Source organism: Paraburkholderia sp. (genome assembly GCF_004298475.1).
Lineage (GTDB): Bacteria > Pseudomonadota > Gammaproteobacteria > Burkholderiales > Burkholderiaceae > Paraburkholderia > Paraburkholderia denitrificans.
Genome location: NZ_SCRP01000037.1, coordinates 67,289 through 90,450 on the forward strand (window position 1 = coordinate 67,289; position 23,162 = coordinate 90,450).

The following is a 23,162-nucleotide window of genomic DNA, read 5'->3' on the forward strand; positions in this document are numbered from 1 at the left end:
TCGAATAGCTCATAAACAAGCGCGTGCGGATCAGACCCAGCCGAACGCGGCGAGCACCATGTCGATCAGCTTGATCCCGACGAACGGCACGAGAATCCCGCCCAGGCCGTAGATCAGCAGATTGCGGCGCAACAGGATCGCGGCGCCGAGCGGCCGGTACTTCACGCCCTTCAGCGCGAGCGGAATCAGCAGCACGATGATGAGCGCGTTGAAGATCACCGCCGAGAGAATCGCCGAAGCCGGCGTCGCGAGATGCATCACGTTGAGCGCGTTCAGCTGCGGATACGTGGTCGCGAACGCCGCCGGGATGATCGCGAAGTACTTCGCGAGGTCGTTGGCAATCGAGAACGTCGTGAGCGAGCCGCGCGTCATGAGCATCTGCTTGCCGATCTCGACGATCTCGATGAGCTTCGTCGGGTTCGAATCGAGGTCGACCATGTTGCCCGCTTCCTTCGCGGCCTGGGTGCCCGTGTTCATCGCCACCGCGACGTCGGCCTGCGCGAGCGCCGGAGCGTCGTTCGTGCCGTCGCCGGTCATCGCCACGAGCTTGCCCTGCGCCTGGTGTTCGCGGATCGTCGCGAGCTTCGTCTCGGGCGTTGCCTGCGCGAGGAAGTCGTCCACGCCCGCTTCGGCTGCAATGGCCGCCGCCGTCAGCCGGTTGTCGCCCGTGACCATCACGGTCTTGATGCCCATCTTGCGCAGTTCGGCGAAGCGCTCCTTGATGCCGCCCTTCACCACGTCCTTCAGTTCGATCACGCCGAGCACCTGCGCCGCGCCATCCTGCGGGCGATGCGCGACGACGAGCGGCGTGCTGCCGCGACGCGCGACGTCGTCCACAGCCGTATCGACTTCAGCCGGGAAGCGCCCGCCGTGGGAGTCGACGTAGTGCTTGAGCGCATCGGCCGCGCCCTTGCGGATCTCGCGGCCCGGCGTACCTGCGGCCGTCCCGTTGGGATGCAGATCCACGCCGCTCATGCGCGTTTGCGCGCTGAACGAGAGAAACACCGGATGGAGCGTGCCCATGTCGCGCTGGCGAATATTGAAGCGCTGCTTCGCGAGCACGACGATACTGCGGCCTTCCGGCGTTTCGTCGGCGAGCGAGGCGAGTTGCGCCGCATCCGCGAGGGTTTCTTCGGTCACGCCCGGAGCGGCAATGAACGCCGACGCCTGGCGATTGCCGAGCGTGATCGTGCCGGTCTTGTCGAGCAGCAGCACGTCCACGTCGCCCGCGGCTTCCACGGCGCGGCCCGACGTGGCGATCACGTTGGCCTGCATCATGCGGCTCATGCCCGCCACGCCAATCGCCGAAAGCAGCCCGCCGATGGTGGTCGGAATCAGGCACACGAGCAGTGCGACGAGCGCGGTGATCGTGACGACGTGGCCCGCCTTCGTCGCTTCGACCGAGAACATCGAGAACGGCAGCAGCGTCGCCGTCGCGAGCAGCAGGACGATTGTGAGCGCAACGAGCAGGATCGTGAGCGCGATCTCGTTCGGCGTCTTCTTGCGCTTCGCGCCTTCGACCATCGCGATCATGCGGTCGAGGAACGCTTCGCCGGGGTTCGCCGTGACGCGCACGACGATCCAGTCGGAGAGCACGCGCGTGCCGCCCGTCACCGAAGAAAAATCGCCGCCCGACTCGCGGATCACCGGCGCGGATTCGCCGGTAATGGCCGATTCGTCCACCGAGGCGACGCCTTCGATCACTTCGCCGTCGGCCGGGATCGTATCGCCCGTTTCCACGAGCACCACGTCGCCGCGACGCAGATCGGTCGCGGTCATGATGCGGATCGGCGCTTTCGGATGCGGCTCGTTGAGCTTCTTCGCCATGACGTCGCGCTTGGCCTGGCGCAGCGACGCGGCCTGCGCCTTCGAGCGCCCTTCCGCGAGCGCTTCGGCGAAGTTCGCGAAGAGGACCGTGAACCACAGCCACAGCGCGATGGCGAGAATGAAGCCCTGCGGCGCCTCGGCCTGGCCGTTGAGCGCGGCGATCCACAGGATCGTTGTCAGCACGCTGCCGACGTACACGCAGAACATCACCGGGTTGCGAAGCTGGGTGCGCGGCGTGAGTTTTTTGAACGAGTCCACGATGGCCGGGCGCAGCAGCGCCGGATCGAACATGGACCGTGTAGCACTATGTTGATTCATGTTGGTGAAGTCCTGTTCAATGCACGCCCATCATGATCAGATGCTCGACGCCGGGGCCGAGGGCGAGCGCGGGCACGTAGGTCAGCGCGCCGACGAGCAGCACGGTGCCGAGCAGCAGCACGACGAAGAGCGGTCCGTGCGTGGGCAGCGTGCCGCCGGTTTCGGCGAGACGCTTCTTGCTGGCGAGCGAGCCCGCGATGGCGAGCACCGGCACGATGGTGCCGAAGCGGCCGAACCACATGGCGATGGCGAGCATCCAGTTATAGAACGGCGTATTCACCGTGAGGCCCGCGAAGGCGCTGCCGTTGTTGTTCGCCGCCGAGCTGAACGCATAGAGAATCTCCGAGAAGCCATGCGTGCCCGGATTGGCGATGCCCGCCTTGCCCGCGTCGGCGAGCACGGCAATCGAAGTGCCGAGCAGCACGAGCATCGGCGTGAGCAGCACGACGATCGAGACCATCTTCATCTCGAACGACTCGATCTTCTTGCCGACGTATTCGGGCGTGCGGCCAATCATCAGCCCCGCGACGAACACCGCGAGCAGCGCGAACACGAGCATGCCGTAGAGCCCCGAGCCGACGCCGCCGAAGATCACTTCGCCGAGCTGGATGAAGAGCATCGGAACCAGGCCGCCGAGCGGCGTGAGCGAGTCATGCATCGCATTCACGGCGCCGCACGACGCAGCGGTGGTCGCGACCACGAAGATGCTGGTCTGCGCGATGCCAAAGCGCGTCTCCTTGCCTTCCATGTTGCCGCCCGCCTGCAGCAGGCTCGCGTGCTGATCGACGTTGAGCGACGTGAAGAGCGGATTGCCCGCCTGTTCCGCACCGAGTTCGACGCCCACGGCCAGCACGAAGGCAATCGTCATGACGGCGAGCACCGCGATGCCCTGGCGCCGGTCGCCCACGACGTTGCCGAACACGAGACAGAGCGCCGCCGGAATGATCAGGATGGCCAACATCTCGACGACGTTCGAGAACGGCGTCGGGTTTTCGTACGGATGCGCCGAGTTCGCGTTGAAGAAGCCGCCGCCGTTGGTGCCGAGCATCTTGATCGCGACCTGCGAAGCGGCCGGGCCCATGGCGATGGTCTGCGTGGCGACCTTCGTATCGACCGTGACGGCGTTACCCTGCGCGTCCTTCACGGGAGTGCCCTGCGCGTCGAGCTTCGGCGCCGCGTACGTGGTGGTTTGAAGCACCGGCACGTCCTGATACGCCTTGAAGTTCTGGATCATGCCCTGGCTCATCAGGAGCGCGGCGATGACCGCCGCCATCGGCACGAGCACGTAGAGCGTGGTACGCGTGAGATCGACCCAGAAGTTGCCGATGGTCTGCATCGAGTGGCGGGCAAAACCGCGGATCAGCGCGATCACGACCACGATGCCCGTCGCCGCCGAAAGGAAGTTCTGCACGGTGAGACCGAGCATCTGCGTGAGGTAGCTCACGGTCTGCTCGGGCGTGTAGTCCTGCCAGTTCGTGTTGGTGACGAAGCTCACAGCCGTGTTGAACGCGCCGTCCACGGTCATCGGGCCGAACCGCTGCGGATTGCCCGGCAGCCAGCCCTGGATGCGCAGCAGCACGTAAAGAAACACCGCGCCGAGCACGTTGAACGCGATCGTGGCGAGCGCGTAGCGCTTCCAGTTCATCTCCGCTTGCGGATCGACGCCCGCGATGCGATAGAGCAGATTTTCGAGCGGCGCGAACAGGCGCACGACGCGCGAGCGTCCGTCGAGGACCCGCGTGATATAGCCCGCGACCGGCACGGCGAGCGCGAGCAGGACGACGAGGAAAATGCCGGTCTGCAGCAAGTTGCTGGCGTTCATTCGATATCCTCCGCGCGCAGGAGCGCGTAGATGAGATAGCCGAACAGCAACAGCGTTGCCGTACCCGACAGCCACAGGACCCAGGTCATGAGCGGGCTCCCCGCTCGCCGCGCCCGTACTGCATGAGCTTCTCGCAGCCGGCGAGCAACGCGTAGGTGAGCCCCGCGAACACCGCCAGCCCCCCGATGCACAGCACGTCCATTGTCGTGTTCTCCATTGACCGATTTCAGATGGAGAACAGTACGGGTTTGCGCGTCAAGAACGGATTAAAGGTCGCGGGATGCCCGTAAAAAACGCGTAAACACGCACGCGGCGAGCGCATGAAAAAAGGCGCGCAAGCGAGGCTTGCGCGCCTTTACCGTGAAAGACACCCGCGGCGGGGGCGATCAGGGAATGAGGATGGTCGAGCCGGTGGTGCGGCGCGCTTCGAGATCGGCGTGCACCTGCGCGACGTCCTTGAGCGCATAGCGCTGGTTGATCGACGTCTTCACCTTGCCCGAAGCGACGACATCGAAGAGTTCGGCGGCCATGCGCTCGTAGTCGGCGCGTTTGGCCATATAGGTGAAGAGCGTCGGGCGCGTGAAGAAGAGCGAGCCGCGTCCGGCGAATTCGGACGAATCGATCGGCGGCAGCGGACCCGACGCATTGCCGAAGCTCACGAAGAGACCGAGCGGCGCGAGACAGTCGAGCGACTTTGCAAACGTGTCCTTGCCGATCGAGTCGTACACCACCGGCACGCCCGCGCCTTGCGTAATGTCGCGCACGCGCGTGGCGAAATCCTCGCGCGTGTACACGATCGGGTAATCGCAGCCGTGCGCTTTCGCGATCTGCGCCTTCTCGTCGGAACTCACGGTGCCGATCACCGTCGCGCCGAGCGCCTTCGCCCACTGGCACACAAACAGTCCGACGCCGCCTGCGGCGGCCTGGATCAGGATCGTGTCGCCCGCCTTCACGGGATACGTGCGGCGCAGCAGATATTGCGCGGTGAGGCCCTGAAGCATGATCGATGCCGCGGCCTCGTCGCTGATCGCATCGGGCAGGCGGATCAGCTGATCGGCGCGCAGCACGCGCTCCTCGGCATACGCGCCCGGCGGCCGCGCCACGTACGCGACGCGGTCGCCCACCTTGAGGTCCGTCACGCCGGGGCCGAGCGCCGACACCACGCCGGCCGCCTCCATGCCGAGCCCGGCGGGCAGCGGCTGCGGATAAAGACCGGTGCGGAAATACACGTCGATATAGTTGAGCCCGCACGCAGTCTGCCTGAGCCGCACCTGGCCCTCGCCCGGCTCGCCCACGTCGACATCCACCCACTTCATGACTTCGGGGCCGCCGGTCTGCTCGATTCGGATTGCCTTGCTCATCGTGTCTCCTTGTTGTGTTGATCGCGCCGCAGCTTGATGGCGGCGCTTCGGTGCGCTTCGGTGCGCTGCGGGCCGCTCAGGCCGCGCCCGAAACACGCACCTTGAGCGCGTCGAGAATCATGCGCGCCGTCGCGATATTCGTTGCGCACGGCACGTTGTGCACGTCGCACGCGCGCACGAGTGCGTTGATGTCCGGTTCGTGCGGCTGCGGCGTCATCGGGTCGCGCAGGAAAATCACCATGTCGACGCGGCCCTCGGCAAGCTGCGCACCGATCTGCAGATCGCCGCCGTGCGGGCCGGAGAGCATGCGCTCGACGTTCAGCCCGTGCGCGGCCTCGATGCGCGAACCGGTCGTGCCCGTCGCGATGAGCTCGCAGTGACGCAGCGTATCGGCGAATTCGCCGGCCAGTTTGACGATGTCGTCTTTCTTGTGGTCGTGCGCGATCAGCGCGACGCGAGTTGCCATGACTTCGGTGCTCCTTCGTTTCAGGTGGTCAAGGTACGCCGGAAATTACGACTCAGTAGGTGCCCGCTCAGTAGGTGCCCGGGAAAGCGCCGCCGTCGATCAGCCAGTTTTGTCCCGTGATATAGCCCGCGTGGACGCTGCACAGGAACGCGCAGGCGCGGCCGAACTCGTCGGACGTGCCGAAACGGCGCGCCGGAATCGACGCGAGGCGGCGCTCGCGCACTTCATCGACCGGGCGTCCGCTCGCGCGCGACTGGGCGACGAGCGTGGCCTGGATGCGGTCGGTATCGAACGCGCCCGGCAGCAGATTGTTGATCGTGACGCCCGTGGCCGCGACCTGGCGCGCGACGCCCGCGACGAAGCCCGTGAGCCCCGAGCGCGCGCCGTTCGAGAGGCCGAGCACGTCGATCGGCGCTTTTACCGACGAACTCGTGATGTTGACGATGCGTCCGAAACCGCGTGCGATCATGCCGTCGACGGTGGCCTGGATCAGCGCGATCGGCGTGAGCATGTTCGCTTCGAGCGCGGCGGTCCATGCCTCGTGCGTGTACGAGCGGAAGTCGCCAGGCGGCGGCCCGCCCGCGTTGTTGACGAGGATATCCGGTTGCCCGCAGACGGCGAGCGCGGCGGCGCGGCCTTCGGCGGTGGTGATGTCGCACGCGACGGTTTTCACCTCGACGCCCGTATTCGCGCGGATCTGCGCGGCGGTTTCCTCGAGCGTCGCTGCGGTGCGCGCAACGATCGTGACGTTGACGCCCTCGGCGGCGAGCGCCTCGGCGCAGCCGCGGCCGAGGCCCTTGCTTGCCGCGCACACCAGCGCGCTACGTCCTGCGATGCCCATGTCCATCGTGATCCGGTCCTTTCGTGCTTGCGTGCCGCTGGCCTGCCGCTTGCCTGCATGCCGCGCGGGTGGGTTGATTTAGCGTTGATTGCTTGAAGGCTGCTCGACGGTTGCATGCCGCTTGCAGCAGCCGCCCCCGCCTTGTTACGGATTCTAGAAGAATCGCGCCCGCCGCGCCTGCCCTGGCGCGACATCGCGGGCTTTGACGCACGCCAGCCGGGACCGGCGCAGGCACGCCGGAGCACGGGCATATCCCGTATACTCCACGCTGTAGCGCGGCCAGTGCGCTGCGCGAGCCGCGCCGGCCATCTCTTCGGCCGCCTGCCGCGCACGGCGGCAACGCGCTTTCCCGGATTCCCGGGTTCCCCGATTCCTCTTGCAGCCTTGCGCGCCCCGCCATGAAACAGGACAGCCGTTTTCCCAACCTCTTCATCCTCGATCACCCGCTGATCCAGCACAAGCTCACCCACATGCGCGACAAGGACACGTCCACCCGGACGTTCCGCGAACTGCTGCGCGAAATCACGCTGCTGATGGGCTATGAAATCACGCGCGACCTGCCGGTCACGACACGCCGCGTCACGACGCCGCTCGTCGACGTCGACGCACCCGTGATCGCGGGCAAGAAGCTCGCGATCGTGCCGGTGCTGCGCGCGGGCGTCGGCATGTCGGACGGACTGCTGGAACTGATCCCGTCGGCGCGTGTGGGCCATATTGGCGTCTATCGCGCCGACGACCATCGCCCGGTCGAATATCTCGTGCGTCTGCCCGACCTCGAAGACCGGACGTTCATCCTGTGCGACCCGATGGTCGCGACCGGCTACTCGGCGGCGCACGCAGTCGACGTGCTCAAGCGCCGCGGCGTGACGGGCGAGCGCATCTCGTTCCTCGCGCTGGTGGCGGCGCCGGAAGGCGTCGAGGTATTCCAGCGCGCGCATCCGGACGTGAAGCTCTACGTCGCCTCGCTCGACTCGCATCTGAACGACCACGCCTATATCATCCCGGGCCTCGGCGACGCGGGCGACCGGCTCTTCGGCACGAAGAACTGACGACGGCAGCGCGTTCCCCGCGAGCGGTTTTGCCCGGCGCCGCGCCTCTCGGTCGCGTCTCTCAGTCGCGCCGGGCAGCCGCAAAGCGGACCGACGCGGGCCGAAGTGAGCCGGAGCGGCCAAAACATCCGCACACATCACCCGGGCAAATCGCCCGCGCAAATGGGCCGCAAAGAGCGCCCTGCACGCTGCCATGGGGGCCGCGGATCGATGACGCCGCCGTGATAAAATTCGGATCCACCTGAACGTGGCGTCCGGCGCGCCCACCCCGCGCATGCGGCCCGCGCGAACCGGATACGCGCCGCAGCCGTGCGCAACGAAGCACAGCCAGGCGCAAAACGGAGCCTGGCTCGCGAGCGCACCGCGTTTCGGGCGGACAAACCAGTCATGGGCGTACCGGCCACGCGCCGCACCGGCGGCACTGCGCAGCCTCGCCCGCGAACACGCATCGACAACTGCAGATTGCACAATGCACGCGCCCGCGCTGGCGCATGCGACGGAGAAAGGTATGGCGGGTCATTCGAAATGGGCCAACATCAAGCACAAGAAAGCCGCTACTGACGCGAAGCGCGGCAAGATCTGGACGCGGCTCATCAAGGAAATCCAGGTGGCGGCGCGCATGGGCGGCGGCGATATCGACTCCAACCCGCGCCTGCGCCTGGCGGTCGACAAGGCGTACGACGCCAACATGCCCAAGGACAACATCAACCGCGCCATCCAGCGCGGCGTCGGCGGCGTCGATGGCGCGAACTACGAGGAAATCCGCTACGAAGGCTACGGCATCGGCGGCGCGGCCGTCATCGTCGACACGATGACCGACAACCGCACCCGCACCGTCGCGGAAGTGCGCCACGCGTTCTCGAAGTTCGGCGGCAACATGGGCACGGACGGTTCGGTGGCATTCATGTTCGATCACGTCGGCCAGTTCGTGTTCGCGCCGGGCACGCCCGAGGACAAGCTCATGGACGCCGCGCTCGAAGCGGGCGCCGACGACGTCGTGACGAACGAAGACGGCAGCATCGAAGTGGTCTGCCCGCCGTTCGATTTTCCGAAGGTGAAGGCCGCGCTCGAAGCTGCGGGCTTCAAGGCGGAAGTGGCCGAAGTCACGATGAAGCCGCAGTCGGAAGTCGAGTTCACGGGCGACGACGCGGTGAAGATGCAAAAACTGCTCGACGCGCTGGAAAACCTGGACGATGTCCAGGACGTGTACACCAACGCTTCGATCGCTGAAGAATGACGCAGGCTGCGCCCTGCCGGGGCGGCAGCGCCACGTCAGTGTGATACCGCGTGTGATACCACGGCCGGCGCCCACGCGCCGGCCTCACTGTTTTCTGGTCTTTCGGGGATTCAAATGAAGTTACTCGTCGTCGGTTCTGGCGGCCGCGAACATGCGCTGGCGTGGAAGCTCGCCCAGGCGCCGCGCGTGCAGCTCGTCTACGTCGCACCGGGCAACGGCGGCACCGCGCAGGACGAGCGGCTCGCCAACGTCGACATCACGGACATCCACGAACTCGCCGACTTCGCCGAGCGCGAACAGGTCGCGCTGACCGTGGTCGGTCCCGAAGCGCCGCTCGCAGCCGGCATCGTCAACGTGTTCCGCTCGCGCGGTCTGAAGGTCTTCGGCCCGACGAAGGAAGCCGCGCAGCTCGAAAGCTCGAAGGATTTCGCCAAGGCGTTCATGAAGCGCCACGGCATCCCCACCGCCGCCTACGAGACCTTCTCCGATGCGGCTGCCGCGCACGCCTACATCGACACGCACGGCGCGCCCATCGTCATCAAGGCCGACGGTCTCGCCGCGGGCAAGGGCGTGGTCGTCGCGATGTCGCTGGAAGAGGCGCATCAGGCCATCGACATGATGCTGGCCGACAACCGGCTCGGCGACGCCGGCGCACGCGTCGTGATCGAGGAATTCCTCGCGGGCGAAGAAGCGAGCTTCATCGTCATGGTGGACGGCAAGCACGTGCTGCCGCTCGCATCGAGCCAGGACCACAAGCGCCTGCAAGACGGCGACCAGGGCCCGAACACGGGCGGCATGGGCGCCTACTCGCCCGCGCCCATCGTCACGCCGCAACTGCATGCGCGCGTGATGCGCGAAATCATCCTGCCGACCGTCGCGGGCATGGAGAAGGAAGGCATCCGCTTCACGGGCTTCCTCTACGCCGGGCTCATGATCGACGCGCAGGGCAACCCGAAGACGCTCGAATTCAACTGCCGCATGGGCGACCCCGAAACGCAGCCGATCATGGCGCGCCTGAAGGGCGACTTCTCGAAGGTCGTCGAGCACGCGATTGCGGGCACGCTCGACCAGGTCGAGCTGGAATGGGACCGCCGCACGGCGCTCGGCGTCGTGCTCGCCGCGCACAACTACCCGGACACGCCGCGCAAGGGCGACCGCATCAGCGACATCCCCGCCGAAACCGACAATTCCGTGACTTTCCACGCGGGCACGCAGCTCGTCGACGGCAAGCTCCTCACGTCGGGCGGCCGCGTGCTGTGCGTGGTCGGCCTCGCGGATTCGGTGCGCAGCGCGCAATCGGTGGCGTACGAGACCGTGAACCGCATCTCGTTCGACGGCATGCAGTATCGCCACGACATCGGCTATCGCGCCGCCGGCCGCAAGCAGTAAGCGCCACGCCGCCGCCGCCGTCTCGCGAGACGGCGGCGTGATCGGACCGCCGGGTTTCGACGCTGGGCTTTACGAAATATTGGCCAGGCGCAGGCGACGGTGCCGCTCTCCGGTGCATGTACGAACCGGCGCGAACCGAACCTGACCCGAGCGAACCGCCGCGCAACGGCCGACGGTGCGGTGCAATACGCGCAAACCGGGCCAGAACCCCGTTGCCGCAAGGCGCGAGGCTCGCGCGACAGCGCGAACGCGCCGCGCATCCAGCCTGGTTGCGCGCCGTCGTCTGCGAGAACGGCGCTACACTGCCGCTGTCAGCCGTGCCGTGCGCTCATCCGTGCTCCAGCGGCCCGACACCGGCCACCGAACCACGCCATCACGCCCGCCAAAGCTGTTCGGCGCGCCGTTCACCCCGCCGTTAACACAATAAGCCAGCACATCAAGCCAGCACATAACGATGACGACCGACTCAATCAGCACCGGCGCGCCCGACGAGCGCACGACTCCCGACAGCGCCGCCGTGCGCGCCTGGCTGTCCGGCTTGCAGACGCAGATCGCCGACGCGCTCGGCAGCTTCGACGGCACGCCGATGGCCACCGACCGCTGGCAGCGCGCCGCAGGCGAGAAACTGCGCGGCGGCGGCTGCACGCGCATCCTCGAAGACGGCCAGTTCTTCGAGCGTGCGGGCATCGGTTTCTCGGACGTCTCGGGCGACGCCCTGCCGCCCTCGGCCACCGCCGCGCGCAACGCGCTCGACGGCCGCGGCTTCGAGGCGATGGGCGTTTCGCTCGTCCTGCACCCGCGCAATCCGTACTGCCCGACCGCGCACATGAACGTGCGCATGCTGCTCGCGACCAGGGCGGGCGAAGCGCCCGTCTTCTGGTTCGGCGGCGGTATGGATCTCACGCCTTACTACGGCTTCGAGGAAGACGCGCAGCATTTCCATCGCGTCTGCCGCGACTCGCTCGCGCCATGGGGCCCTGACCTCTACCCGCGCTTCAAACGCTGGTGCGACGAATACTTCTTCCTGAAGCACCGCAACGAAGCGCGCGGCATCGGCGGGATCTTCTTCGACGACTACGCCGAAGGCGGCTTCGACCAGGCGTTCGCGATGGTGAAGAGCGTCGGCGAGGGCTTTCTCAAGGCGTATCTGCCGATCATCGAAAAGCGCCGCGCGACGCCGTACGGACCAGCCGAACGCGAATTCCAGGCCTACCGGCGCGGCCGCTACGTCGAATTCAACCTGGTCCTCGACCGCGGCACGCATTTCGGTCTGCAAAGCGGCGGGCGCACCGAGTCGATCCTGATGTCGATGCCGCCCAGCGCGACCTGGCGCTACGACTGGCGGCCCCAGCCCGGTTCGCCGGAAGCGCGTCTCTACACCGATTTCCTGCCCGTGCGCGACTGGATCTGACGCCGTGACGCCAGTCGATTCGCCTCGTCCGCTCGCGCGCCGCATTGGCCTGCTCGGCGGCACCTTCGATCCGATCCACGAGGGCCATCTCGCGCTCGCACGGCGTTTCGCCGGGCTGCTCGGCCTCACGGAACTGGTCCTGCTGCCGGCCGGCCAGCCCTGGCAGAAGCCCGAGGTGAGCGCCGCCGAGCACCGGCTCGCAATGACCCGAGCGGCCGCCGCGTCGCTTGTGCTGCCGGGTGTGACGGTTCGCGTCGATACCGACGAGATCGAGCACCACGGCCCCACGTACACCGTCGAGACGCTGCGCCGCTGGCGCGCGCACCACGGCAGCGACGCTTCGCTCACGCTGCTGATGGGCGCCGATCAGCTGCTGCATCTCGACACCTGGCACTTCTGGCGCGAACTGTTCGCCCTCGCGCACGTCGGCGTGGCGAGCCGTCCGGGCTTCGATTTCGCATCGGTGCCGCCAGCCGTCGCCGCCGAGGTCGAAGCACGGCGCGCCGCGCCCGCCGCGCTCGCCGCGACGCCGCACGGCTGCGTCATGATCGACGAGGCGCTCGCGTACGATGTGTCGGCCACCGAAATCCGCCGCCAGATCCGCGCGCGCCGCGCCGCGCACGACACCGGCGCGCCCGGCATCGCGACGCCCACCGCCTCCATTCCCGCGCCCGTGTGGGACTATATTCTTCAACATCATCTGTACCACGAGTAAATATGGACATCCGCAAACTGCAACGCGCTATCGTCGACGGCCTCGAAGACGTCAAGGCACAGGACATCAAGGTGTTCAACACCACCCACCTGACCGAACTCTTCGACCGTGTGATCGTCGCGAGCGGCACATCGAACCGCCAGACCAAGGCGCTCGCCAACAGCGTGCGCGAGAAGGTCAAGGAAGCGGGCGGCGACATCATCAGCACGGAAGGCGAGGACATCGGCGAATGGGTGCTCGTGGATTGCGGCGACGCGGTCGTCCATATCCTTCAACCGGCGCTGCGTCAGTACTACAACCTCGAAGAAATCTGGGGCGACAAGCCCGTGCACCTCAAGCTCGCGAACACCAGCGGTTTCTCGGGTGCGCGGCCGAGCGAGCCGATGGACGACGAAGACGAGGACGAGATCGGCCACGCAGCGCCCGTCGCCGCGAAAAAGCCGGCTGTGAAGAGGGCTGTGAAGCAGGTTGTGAAGCAGGCTGTGAAGCAGCCCGCGGCGAAAACCGCTGCCAAGCCTGCCGCTGCCCGGAAGACCACGGCAAAACCCGCTGCCGCAAAGCACGCCGCCGCACCCGCGCGCAAGAGCCCCGCGCGCCGCAGCGCCGCGAAGTGAGCGCCGCACGCACGCTGATCCGATGAAGCTGCATATCGTCGCTGTCGGCCACAAGATGCCGGACTGGATCGCCGAGGGGTTCGAGGAATACACGAAGCGCATGCCGCCCGAGTTGCGCATCGAGTTGCGCGAGGTGAAGCCCGAGCAGCGCTCATCGAGCCGCAGCGCCGAGAGCGTGATGGCCGCCGAGCGCACGCGCATCGAAGCGACGCTGCCGAAGAACGCGCGCCTCGTCGCCCTCGACGAGCGCGGCAAGGACTGGACCACGATGCAGCTCGCGCAGGCGCTGCCGCTGTGGCAGCAGGACGGGCGCGACGTGGCGTTCCTGATCGGCGGCGCGGACGGGCTCGACCCGCAACTGAAGTCGCGCGCCGATCTGCTGTTGCGCGTGTCGAGCCTCACGCTGCCCCACGCGATGGTGCGCGTGCTGCTCGCCGAGCAGTTGTACCGCGCCTGGACCATTACGCAGAATCACCCCTATCATCGCGTTTGATCCGCGCAAATCCGCACGATTTGCGCAATCCGCATGATTCGCATGATCCACGTGCAAGCGGGCGCTGCGCGCGCCGTTTTTCCTGATCCGACTGACCCGATTGATCCGACTGACCCGACTATCCGCCACGTCCGAGACGCTCAGATGGCCTCCTCCGTGACTTATCCGTACGTTTATCTCGCCTCGCAGAGCCCGCGCCGCCAGGAGTTGCTGCAGCAGCTCGGCGTGCGCTTCGAACTGCTGCTGCCGCGCCCCGACGAGGACGCCGAAGCGCTCGAAGCCGCGCTGCCCGGCGAGCGCGCCGCCGACTACGTCACGCGCGTCTGCGCGGCCAAAGCCGATGCGGCGCGCGCGCGGCTCGTCGCGGGCGCGCATCCGTTCGCGCCGATCCTCACCGCCGACACCACGGTCTCGATCGACGGCCATATCCTCGGCAAGCCGCACGACGCCGCCGACGCCTACGCGATGCTCGAACGCCTCGCCGGACGCGACCACGAGGTGCTCACCGCGGTGGCGGTCGTCGATGCGGCAGGCGTGTGTCTGCCCGTCGCGCTTTCGCACTCGCATGTGCGCTTCGCCGCCGCGCTGCCCGCGGCAATTGCGCGCTACGTCGCGAGCGGCGAGCCGTTCGGCAAGGCCGGCGCATACGGCATTCAGGGCCGTGCAGCCGAATTCGTCGAGCGAATCGACGGATCCTATTCGGGTATCATGGGTTTGCCATTATTCGAAACAGCCGCCCTCCTGCGTGCGGCGCGCATCGACTTTTAAAACAACACCATGAACGAAGAAATCCTGATTAATGTCACGCCTCAGGAGACGCGCGTCGCGCTCGTCCAGCAGGGCGCAGTGCAGGAGCTTCACGTCGAGCGCACGCTCTCGCGCGGGCGCGTCGGCAATGTCTATCTCGGCCGCGTCGTGCGCGTGCTGCCGGGCATGCAGTCGGCATTCATCGACATCGGCCTCGAACGCGCCGCATTCCTCCACGTCGCCGACATCTGGCAGCCGCGCATCGCCGGTGAAACGCATCAGAGCGTGACGCATCAGCCCATCGAGAAAACCGTCTTCGAAGGCCAGACGCTCATGGTGCAGGTCGTGAAGGATCCGATCGGCACGAAGGGCGCGCGCCTTTCGACGCAGGTCAGCATCGCGGGGCGCACGCTCGTCTATCTGCCGCAGGAGCCGCATATCGGCATTTCGCAGAAGATCGAAAGCGAAGCCGAGCGCGAAGCGGTGCGCGCGCGCCTCACGGCCGTGCTGCCCGCCGACGAGAAAGGCGGCTACATCGTGCGCACGATTGCCGAAGACGCATCGAGCGAAGAACTCGCCGCCGACGTCGCGTATCTGCGCAAGACCTGGACGACGATTCTCGCGCAGGCGCAGCGCCTGCCCGCCACGAGCCTGCTCTATCAGGACCTGAATCTCTCACAGCGCGTGCTGCGCGACTTCGTGAACGAAGAGACGACGCGCGTGCAGGTCGATTCGCGCGAGACCTTCCAGAAGCTCATGGAATTCGCGGTGGAGTTCACGCCGGCTGTGTCGCCGAAGCTGCATCACTACGCGGGCGAGCGCCCGCTCTTCGACCTCTACAACATCGAGGCCGAAATCCAGCGCGCGCTGTCACGGCGCGTCGATCTCAAGTCGGGCGGCTACCTCGTGATCGACCAGACCGAGGCGATGACGACGATCGACGTGAACACCGGCGGCTACGTGGGCGCGCGCAACTTCGACGACACGATCTTCAAGACCAACCTCGAAGCGGCGCACACGATCGCCCGCCAGTTGCGCCTGCGCAATCTCGGCGGCGTGATCATCATCGACTTCATCGACATGGAAAACGTCGAGCATCGCGAACAGGTGCTCGGCGAACTGAAGAAGGCGCTCTCGCGCGACCGCACGCGCGTGACCGTGAACGGTTTCTCGCAGCTGGGGCTCGTCGAGATGACGCGCAAGCGCACGCGCGAATCGCTCGCACACGTGCTGTGCGAGCCGTGCCCCACGTGCCTCGGCAAGGGCCAGGTGAAGACCGCGCGCACGGTCTGCTACGACGTGCTGCGCGAGATCCTGCGCGAGTCGCGCCAGTTCAATCCGCGCGAATTCCGCGTGGTGGCGTCGCAGCAGGTGATCGACCTCTTTCTCGAAGAAGAGTCGCAGCATCTCGCGATGCTGATCGACTTCATCGGCAAGCCGGTGTCGCTTCAGGTCGAGTCGAACCTGAGCCAGGAACAGTACGATATCGTGCTGATGTAACGCAGCAACACGGAGCACAGCAGTTGAACCAGCAGCGCGTCACCATCGGACAGATCGGCGAATTCGACGAAATCATCGACGTCAGAACGCCGCTCGAATACGCGGAAGACCACATTCCCGGCGCAATCAATGCGCCGGTGATGAGCAATGAAGAACGCGTGATCGTCGGCACGCTGTACAAGCAGTCGCCGTTCGAAGCGGCGCGTGTTGGCGCGGCGATTGCCGCGCGCAACATCGCCACGCATCTCGACACGCTGTTCGCCGAACGGCCGCGCAGCTGGCGCCCGCTCATCTACTGCTGGCGCGGCGGCAAGCGCTCCGGGTCGATGACGACGATGTTCAACATGATCGGCTGGCGCGCACGCCAGCTCGAAGGCGGCTACAAGACGTACCGGCAGTCCGTGGTCGAGGCGCTCGGCGCCCTGCCCGCGAACTACCGCTATATCGTGCTCGCAGGCCCCACGGGCAGCGGCAAGACGCGCCTGTTGCAGGCGCTCGCAGAAGCCGGCGCGCAGACGCTCGATCTAGAAGCACTCGCGGCGCATCGCGGCTCGCTGCTCGGCGCGCTGCCCGAACGCGGGCAGCCGTCGCAGAAGTCGTTCGATACGGCGCTGGTTCAGGCGCTGCACGCGCTCGATACGGAGCGGCCGGTGTTCGTCGAAGCGGAAAGCCGGCGCATCGGGACCATCACGGTGCCGGTCGCGCTCATCGACACGATGCGCGCGGCGCCATGCGTCGTGGTGGAGGTCGCGCGCGACGAGCGCGTCGCGCTGCTGCTGGAGGAATACGGCCACCTGCTCGGCGACCGCGACTACTTCCGGGAGCAACTGCTGAAGCTTGTGCCGCTGCATGGACATGAGCGCATCGAGACGTGGTGCCGTCTGCTCGACGCCGACGATCGCATGACGCTGACCGAGGCGCTCGTCGCCGAGCACTACGATCCGGCCTATACGCGCAGCACCCGGCGCAACTTCGCAAAACTGGAAGCGGCGCCGCGTTTTGCGTTCCATCCTGTGCGCGGCGACACGGTCATGCAGGCGCAAACGCTGCTCGATCAATTGCGCGAGACCCGCGCAGAGAGCGGCGATAACGACGACAGCGCCGATAACGCAAACCACGACGGCAGCACACTTCGCTGAGCGGCGCGGCGGCTCACAGTCCGCGTCGCGGCGCCCTCAACGGAAAGCGGCGTGCTCAGTGGTTGTACATCGCGTTCCAGTCTTGCACCGACACCTTCGACGGGCCACCGGCTTGCGACGTGCCATCAGCCGTGCCGCCAACTCCGGTCTTGCCGTTCAGCGCGGCCACGCGTGCTTCAGCGGCCTGGATCGCCTCCGGATAGTTGGTGTTGTCGCCGTCACCGACGTGGTAGCCCACCTGCTCGAGTTGCACGAGTTCCGCGCGAACCTGCTCACGCGTAATGGTCGAGTGCGACTGGGCGAACGAAGCGACGGGAACAACGAGTGCGGCGGCAACGGCAACGGCTTGAATCAGGGACTTCACGGTATATCCTCCATTTAGTTTGGTCTGGCCTGCATGCAACGATGTATGCATGTGACCGACGTACACAGTCTAGGAGGATCGAGAGTAAGGGTTAACCTCTATTCTTCTAAAATACCGTTCCAGGTATCGAAAGAATCCACCGGCCTCACTTCTACATAAAGCTAAAGCGCAGCTCGTTCGATTTATCGTACGATTTGCATGCGTATTTGTATGCGTATTGGTGCGCATTTGCCGCAAGGCCGTCGCGTCAACAACGTTCGGTATTACGGGCGAGACACGTCGCGGTCCATCAAGGCAGCGGTATGCTGCAGTTGCGCCGGCAGGTTCGGCTCCCAGGCTTCGAGGTCCTCGGTCGGATAGAGCCCGAACGCATAGAGAACCCGCTTCAGGCGGCTCATGAAACCGGGACGCGGCACGTTCGGAAGTGTTCCGGCTGCCGGGTTACCGGTCTGGCCAAGATAGTTGTGCCTGAAATCGCGCTGCGAAATCCCCCACTTCATCAGGAACTCGCGGCTGCCGCGATTGCGACGAATACGCCCCGTCGTGCGGCAACCGAAGTGATAGACGCGGCTCGCGCCAACCGAGCGGAATACCCGGCAGCCGACGAGCCACAGCTTGATCAGGAGGTCGTCATCGCTGCTCATGCCCGGCCCGAATTCGATGCTGTAGCCGCCGACCCGCAGCCAGAGTTCGCGACTCACCAGCGTCGGCTGCAATGCGACGCCATCCCGGTCAACCGTGTCCATGTTCGCTGCAAAGTCCAGCAATCGCGCCTCATCGAAATCGGCGGGGCCGGTGCCGAAGTGCGCGACCGTCACGAGCGCGTTGCCGGTATCGGTCGGCTCGATCATCGTGGATGCGAGATAGGCCGGCGTATTCCCGAGCCCGCGCAGCGCTTCGACAAACGCGGTGTCCCACCCCGGCGTGCAATACATGTCGTCGTTCATGTACAGAAGCCACTCGCGGGATGCAAGGCGTGCGACGTCGTTGACCGCGATGCATACGCCAACGTTGCCCTTGCTCCAGGTGTGTCGAATACCCTGCTCGCGGACCCATTCGAGCGTGCCGTCGCTGCCGTCGTTGACGTGCACGAGAATTTCATGCTCGTACGCAGAGTGGCACCGGATACTGTCGATGCACAGTTTCAGATACGGCAGATTATTCCAGGTCGGAATCAGGATGCTGAACATGTCGATTCTAATGATTAAGCGGCTGACACGGCGTCGGCGCGATCGGTGATCGCCAGCAGCACGGCGACCACGGTCGCATAGAAAGCCACCGTGCCTTTCAGGTCGAAAGTCTCTACCGTCAAGCCAAAAACAAGAAACATCAGGACGAACGAAAGTCCCATGAGCGCCGTACGGCGCACCGTGCCCGATGCCGCCCTCAAACGGCTAGCGAAAAAGAGTGCGGGTACGACATAGATGCCGAGCAGTGCAATGCCGCCCACGATGCCGAAATTGACCGTATAGGCCAGCAACTGGTTGTGTGTCTCACCAATGCCGAATTGCGCCGCAAGCGGCGTAAGCGCACCTTGCCGGACAAGCCCGGGCATCGCATCGCGAAAGCCCTCGCCGCCGAGGCCCAGCACCGGATGCTGGCGAATCAGCGTGAATGCCACGTCGTAGAGCTGCAGCCGGATTCCAACCGCCGTGTCGCGTTCCCCATGCGTGTACTGCGCTAAATCGGACGACACCATGTCGATGCGCTCGCGCACCGAACCGGACAGGCCGTAGACGAGCGCAAGCAGCGCCACAACGGCAAGGGGCGCCAGCACGTTCCAGCGCAAGGACTTGCCGCGGCCGCGCTCCCACAGAATCAGCACGGCGATGGGCGGAATCGCGGCCCATCCGCCGCGCGAGCCGGTCAACAACGAAACCGCGAGGCCTGCAAAAAGACCTGCGATCTTGAGTACGCGTAAAAGCACCGTGTCCTTGCGCCACCAGTTCAGCGAAAGCGCCGACAGCACGGCAAACGCAAGCGCGATGTCCCCGAAATGAATCGGATTGAGAAATTTGCTGCTAACCCGGCCGTCGCCCCAGTCGCGTGACATGAACAGGATGATCACCAGGGTCGACAGCACGCCAAGCGTAAAGGACAGATCCGCCCACGCGAAGACCCGCTGCGGCGCGCGTCGCAGGGCGAGAAAGAGCGGAACGGCGAGAAGAAACCGCGACGGAGAATCCCAGTACCGGAGGGACACGTGGCCGTGCAGGCGCGTGCTCAGCATCACTGCGACAAGCGGCCCGGCCAGCGCGACACAGACGGCCAGCCCAAGACGCCTGGGGCGTGCGTAACCATAGGGTGCACCGGAACGCGGCCAGCACAACACAGCAAGCGAAAGAGCCGACGCAATGATCGACATGGCGCTCGCGCCGCCATTCAGAAGCATTGCCACAGACGGAAATGTCAGCAGAAAAAGCGCAATCAACCAGTCACCGTGCACCGTCTGTCGTTTGTCAGTTTTAACGGATGTCGGCATTATGATTTTCTATTATCGGTAACGACACTTGACCACAGCACAATATTTACGCGTGTCAAACCAGATGAGAAGCCTGACATTGTACTCACACATGAGTTGCTCAAACCAATTGTAAATTTTACGGGAGCGGCATAAGCCGCTCCGTCGGCTGATACCGCCCCAGCCTCCGGGCAAGAGCCGCCGCCATGTTAGACTCGGCGTCCACCCGTGGACAAGAATTAGGACAAGGCCCGTGTTTCAGCAGCCCCGCCCGAGCACTTCATGGTTTGCGCCTGCCAACTGGCTGGACAACGCCGTCGCCAGGTCCGTCAACATCCCGTATGCGGGTGTGCCGCACGAACCAGACGTATTTCTCAACGGCAACAGTCGCATCAAGATTGCGAAGAAGTATCTGCACAAGAGGATGCTGTTGGGCGCGCGCCGGCAGCTTCGACACGAACGGCCGCATCTCGACGGCTCGCAGCGCGTGCTGTGGATTTACGCCAAGCGGAACTTCGGCGACGCAACGATGGACATGGCGGGCCGCGCGCTGCTCAAAAACACGGGGGTTCGCCTCGACCTCCTCACATTGCCATCGCAGGTTCCGCTTTTCAGGGAAGACGACATATTCGGCAGGGTATATGGCGATCCGCTCGAAGTCGACGCGAACCTGTACGACGCGATACTGCTGTCCGAATACAACCTGCAGTCGATCCGCCTGAAGGCGCGCTACTTTCGCAAACTGCCCCATGCGTGCCTGTACCAGTACTTCAACGGACCCGATCGCAATCAGACATGCTTTAGCTATGCGGGCGTGAACGACGTCTTCTCGCTCGGCTACGACGTCGACGAACTGGCTTCGATCAGCAAGCCCTATCTGTCCAGCTGCGACGCGACGCGCGACTCGGTGCGCCCGCTGCTTCCTGCGCAACCGTTCATCGCACTCGCCGCGGGCGGCGTGGACCCCAACCGGACGTACCACCGCTGGCCGGAATTCGTCGACATGCTGAGCCGCTGCGACGACGCTCGCATACCTAAGGAACTTGTCGTGCTCGGCTCGGATAACGGCACGGAAATCGCGCAGAATCTGTGCGCGCGCGCGCCGGGCAACGTGGCGATCCGTTCGCTCACCGGCAAGCTGGCGTTCCTGCAGGCACGGGAGATCGTCGCGCACGCCGCACTGTTTGTCGGCGCCGATGGCGGACTCATGCACGTCGCGCATAGCACGTCCACGCCAAGCGTTTCGCTGTTCTCGCACCGCGAACCGCCCTATCTGCGATTGACCGAGGCATGCCACTCCATCGGCCTGCAAGGCAGCGGCAACGTCGACACCATCGAGCCTGCGCAGATCATGGACGCCGTACTCCAGCAACTGGCCACTCGTCAGCCTTCGCTTTCCTGCGCCGACTAGCGGGTCAAACCCGGGGTCAACCCCGGGCTCAAACCCAGACTCAATCCGCGGCTCACAGCCACGCATCCTCGCCCGCACCCGATAGCGCCAGCGGCGCTCGCCAGATCACCGCTGCAGCGTGTGCAGCTTCACGCGCCGCAGCGTCACAATCACCGCCACTGTCACATCAAGCCGCGCTTTGCTGATACTGGATCCGGTGCAGGTGCGCGTACAGCCCGCCATTCTCAAGCAACTGCTGGTGCGAGCCGGATTCGACGATGTGGCCGCCATCCATCACGAGGATGCGATCCGCGCGCTCGATCGTCGATAGACGGTGTGCGATCACGAGCGTCGTGCGCCCCTGCATCAGCGTTTCAAGCGCCGCCTGCACATGGCGCTCCGATTCCGAATCGAGCGCCGACGTCGCTTCGTCGAGGATCAGGATCGGCGCGTCCTTGTAGATCGCGCGGGCAATGGCGAGGCGCTGACGCTGCCCGCCCGAGAATTTCATGCCGTTGTCGCCAATCAACGTGTCCATGCCGTCAGGAAGCGCCGAAACCGTTTCCCACAGGTTCGCGGCACGCAGTGCACGCTGCACACGCTCGCGGTTCGCCGTTTCACCATAGGCGACGTTGTTTGCGACCGTATCGTTGAACAGCACCACGTCCTGGCTCACCATCGCGAACTGTCGGCGCAGCGCATGCACGTCGTAGTCGGTAATCGGCACGCCGTCGACGAGCACCTCGCCGCCGGTCGGGTCGAAAAAGCGCGGCAACAGATTCACGAGCGTCGTTTTGCCACTGCCCGACGGGCCTGCGAGCGCCACCATCTCGCCAGGCTTCACCCGGAACGACACATGGTCAAGCGTCGCGCGATGGCTCGCGCCATAGGCGAACGAAACATCGCGGAACTCCACCTCGCCGCGCGCGCGCTCAAGCGGCATGCCGCCGCCAGCCGGCTCCGGCGGTTCGTCGATCAGCCCGAAAATCAGCTCGGCCGCGGTCATCCCGCGCTGCAGCGGCTGGTTCACGTCGATCAGGTGCTTGAGCGGCGAGATCACGAGCAGCATCGCCGTGACGAACGCGACAAACCCGCCGACCGTCGTCTGGTCATTCGACGCCTGCACGACCGCAATGGTGATGACGACCGCCAGCGCGATCGACGCAAGGAACTGCGTGAGTGGCTGCGCGAGCCCGCCCGAGACCGTCATGCGCATCTGGTAGCCGCGCAACCGGCGGCTCATCGCGCCGAAGCGATCCTTTTCGTACTGCTCGCCATTGTGAACCTTGATCACCTTGTGGCCGCCGACGGTCTCCTCGACGATATAAGACAGCTCGTTCGTCAGCGACTGATGCTCGCGGTTCAGACGCCGCAGACGCCGGTTGATCTTGCTGACGAGCCAGCCGATGCCCGGCAACAGCACCGCGACGATCAGCGTGAGCCGCCAGTTCAGGTAAAACAGGTAACCGAGCAGGAACACCACTGTCAGCGAATCGCGCACGAGCGTGACCAGCACGCCGAGCAGCACGCCCAGAATCTGGTTGACTTCGAAGACGATCGCGTTGATCACCGTACTCGCGGTTTCGCGCTGGAAGAACCCGACGCTTGCGTGAATCATCCGCTCGAACATCTTGAGCCGCAGCGCGAGCAGCACGCGGTTCGACACGTACTGCAGCAGATAGCCGGATGCATATTGCGCAACGCCGCGTATGAGCGACAGCCCGATGACCGCAACCGGCACCAGCCACTTCGCCTTCGGATCGCCCCGCGTGCCAAAGCCGTGATCGAGCAACGGCTTGAGCAGCGCGGGAATGCCGGCCTCGGTGGCCGCCACCACGGCCATCGACACCACGCCGGCGACAAGCACCCAGACAAGGGGCTTCAGATACGGCCACAGCCGGCGCCCGATCTCCACCGGCGACGACTTCGTGCCGGAACCGACCGGCTTGCTCAGGGTTGATTTCCCGCCCAAAATGCCCTCGAAAAAATGCGGATGAAGCGTTCCGCCCGCAGGCGGG

General features: G+C 65.4%; 22 protein-coding genes. 11 read left to right on the plus strand and 11 right to left on the minus strand.

What is annotated here, in order from left to right; translation table 11 throughout:
- Positions 1 to 30 precede the first annotated feature (30 nt).
- The 7 genes from kdpB to EPN59_RS19480 form a co-directional block, all read right to left on the minus strand.
- Entirely contained in the window at positions 31 to 2,145 is a 2,115-nt protein-coding gene (kdpB, locus tag EPN59_RS19450; RefSeq protein WP_293046622.1) for a potassium-transporting ATPase subunit KdpB, read from the minus strand.
- A gap of 16 nt (positions 2,146 to 2,161) precedes the next feature.
- The gene (gene kdpA / locus EPN59_RS19455) at positions 2,162 to 3,967 is read right to left on the minus strand and encodes a potassium-transporting ATPase subunit KdpA (RefSeq protein ID WP_293042561.1); all 1,806 of its coding nucleotides are present in this window, start codon (positions 3,965 to 3,967) and stop codon (positions 2,162 to 2,164) included.
- Positions 3,964 to 4,056: a K(+)-transporting ATPase subunit F gene (gene kdpF, locus EPN59_RS19460; RefSeq protein WP_293042563.1), complete on the minus strand. Its 93-nt coding sequence runs from the start codon at positions 4,054 to 4,056 to the stop codon at positions 3,964 to 3,966. Before kdpF ends, kdpA begins: the two co-directional genes overlap by 4 nt.
- A complete protein-coding gene (locus EPN59_RS19465) occupies positions 4,053 to 4,169 on the minus strand; it encodes a potassium ABC transporter ATPase (RefSeq protein ID WP_293042580.1) in 117 nt (38 codons plus the stop codon). Before EPN59_RS19465 ends, kdpF begins: the two co-directional genes overlap by 4 nt.
- A gap of 184 nt (positions 4,170 to 4,353) precedes the next feature.
- Positions 4,354 to 5,328: a quinone oxidoreductase gene (locus tag EPN59_RS19470; RefSeq protein ID WP_293042566.1), complete on the minus strand. Its 975-nt coding sequence runs from the start codon at positions 5,326 to 5,328 to the stop codon at positions 4,354 to 4,356.
- A 76-nt stretch (positions 5,329 to 5,404) separates the two neighbouring features.
- On the minus strand, positions 5,405 to 5,794 hold the full coding sequence (locus tag EPN59_RS19475) for a methylglyoxal synthase (protein ID WP_293042568.1): 390 nt from the start codon (positions 5,792 to 5,794) through the stop codon (positions 5,405 to 5,407).
- 67 nt (positions 5,795 to 5,861) lie between these two features.
- Positions 5,862 to 6,641 carry an SDR family oxidoreductase gene (locus tag EPN59_RS19480; RefSeq protein WP_293042571.1) on the minus strand — a complete coding sequence of 260 codons (780 nt, stop codon included), beginning with the start codon at positions 6,639 to 6,641 and terminating at the stop codon, positions 5,862 to 5,864.
- A 392-nt stretch (positions 6,642 to 7,033) separates the two neighbouring features.
- Between EPN59_RS19480 and upp the strand changes: the two genes are divergently transcribed.
- The 10 genes from upp (at position 7,034) to mnmH (ending at position 16,929) form a co-directional block, all read left to right on the plus strand.
- The gene (gene upp, locus EPN59_RS19485; RefSeq protein ID WP_293042573.1) at positions 7,034 to 7,684 is read left to right on the plus strand and encodes a uracil phosphoribosyltransferase; all 651 of its coding nucleotides are present in this window, start codon (positions 7,034 to 7,036) and stop codon (positions 7,682 to 7,684) included.
- Between the two features lie 508 nt (positions 7,685 to 8,192).
- Positions 8,193 to 8,921 (plus strand): YebC/PmpR family DNA-binding transcriptional regulator, encoded by a 729-nt coding sequence (locus tag EPN59_RS19490; RefSeq protein ID WP_293042575.1) that lies wholly within the window; start codon positions 8,193 to 8,195, stop codon positions 8,919 to 8,921.
- 114 nt (positions 8,922 to 9,035) lie between these two features.
- The gene (purD, locus tag EPN59_RS19495; RefSeq protein WP_293046624.1) at positions 9,036 to 10,310 is read left to right on the plus strand and encodes a phosphoribosylamine--glycine ligase; all 1,275 of its coding nucleotides are present in this window, start codon (positions 9,036 to 9,038) and stop codon (positions 10,308 to 10,310) included.
- Between the two features lie 454 nt (positions 10,311 to 10,764).
- Entirely contained in the window at positions 10,765 to 11,721 is a 957-nt protein-coding gene (gene hemF / locus EPN59_RS19500; protein ID WP_293033556.1) for an oxygen-dependent coproporphyrinogen oxidase, read from the plus strand.
- 4 nt (positions 11,722 to 11,725) lie between these two features.
- Positions 11,726 to 12,436 (plus strand): nicotinate-nucleotide adenylyltransferase, encoded by a 711-nt coding sequence (locus EPN59_RS19505; RefSeq protein WP_293033554.1) that lies wholly within the window; start codon positions 11,726 to 11,728, stop codon positions 12,434 to 12,436.
- A gap of 2 nt (positions 12,437 to 12,438) precedes the next feature.
- Entirely contained in the window at positions 12,439 to 13,050 is a 612-nt protein-coding gene (gene rsfS / locus EPN59_RS19510; RefSeq protein ID WP_293046626.1) for a ribosome silencing factor, read from the plus strand.
- 22 nt (positions 13,051 to 13,072) lie between these two features.
- Complete coding sequence (gene rlmH, locus EPN59_RS19515; RefSeq protein ID WP_293033550.1) at positions 13,073 to 13,543, plus strand: 23S rRNA (pseudouridine(1915)-N(3))-methyltransferase RlmH; 471 nt, start codon at positions 13,073 to 13,075, stop codon at positions 13,541 to 13,543.
- A gap of 144 nt (positions 13,544 to 13,687) precedes the next feature.
- Positions 13,688 to 14,311, plus strand: a complete 624-nt coding sequence (locus EPN59_RS19520; RefSeq protein WP_293033548.1) for a Maf family protein — start codon at positions 13,688 to 13,690, stop codon at positions 14,309 to 14,311.
- A gap of 9 nt (positions 14,312 to 14,320) precedes the next feature.
- Positions 14,321 to 15,790: a ribonuclease G gene (gene rng / locus EPN59_RS19525; RefSeq protein ID WP_293033546.1), complete on the plus strand. Its 1,470-nt coding sequence runs from the start codon at positions 14,321 to 14,323 to the stop codon at positions 15,788 to 15,790.
- Between the two features lie 23 nt (positions 15,791 to 15,813).
- A complete protein-coding gene (gene mnmH / locus EPN59_RS19530) occupies positions 15,814 to 16,929 on the plus strand; it encodes a tRNA 2-selenouridine(34) synthase MnmH (RefSeq protein ID WP_293046629.1) in 1,116 nt (371 codons plus the stop codon).
- 55 nt (positions 16,930 to 16,984) lie between these two features.
- Here the strand turns inward: mnmH and EPN59_RS19535 are convergent, their stop codons facing one another.
- The 3 genes from EPN59_RS19535 to EPN59_RS19545 all read right to left on the minus strand — a co-directional run bounded on the left by EPN59_RS19535 (position 16,985) and on the right by EPN59_RS19545 (position 19,658).
- Positions 16,985 to 17,293, minus strand: coding sequence for a DUF4148 domain-containing protein (locus tag EPN59_RS19535; RefSeq protein ID WP_293038427.1), 309 nt, complete (start codon positions 17,291 to 17,293; stop codon positions 16,985 to 16,987).
- Between the two features lie 263 nt (positions 17,294 to 17,556).
- Entirely contained in the window at positions 17,557 to 18,483 is a 927-nt protein-coding gene (locus EPN59_RS19540; RefSeq protein ID WP_293038430.1) for a glycosyltransferase, read from the minus strand.
- Between the two features lie 14 nt (positions 18,484 to 18,497).
- Positions 18,498 to 19,658, minus strand: coding sequence for an O-antigen ligase (locus EPN59_RS19545; RefSeq protein ID WP_293046632.1), 1,161 nt, complete (start codon positions 19,656 to 19,658; stop codon positions 18,498 to 18,500).
- 349 nt (positions 19,659 to 20,007) lie between these two features.
- Here EPN59_RS19545 and EPN59_RS19550 point away from each other — a divergent pair, with 349 nt between their 5' ends.
- Positions 20,008 to 21,165 carry a glycosyltransferase family 9 protein gene (locus EPN59_RS19550; protein ID WP_293038435.1) on the plus strand — a complete coding sequence of 386 codons (1,158 nt, stop codon included), beginning with the start codon at positions 20,008 to 20,010 and terminating at the stop codon, positions 21,163 to 21,165.
- A gap of 166 nt (positions 21,166 to 21,331) precedes the next feature.
- On the opposite strand, the gene msbA is transcribed toward EPN59_RS19550, so the two are convergent.
- Positions 21,332 to 23,116, minus strand: coding sequence for a lipid A export permease/ATP-binding protein MsbA (gene msbA / locus EPN59_RS19555; protein WP_293038437.1), 1,785 nt, complete (start codon positions 23,114 to 23,116; stop codon positions 21,332 to 21,334).
- Positions 23,117 to 23,162 lie beyond the last annotated feature (46 nt).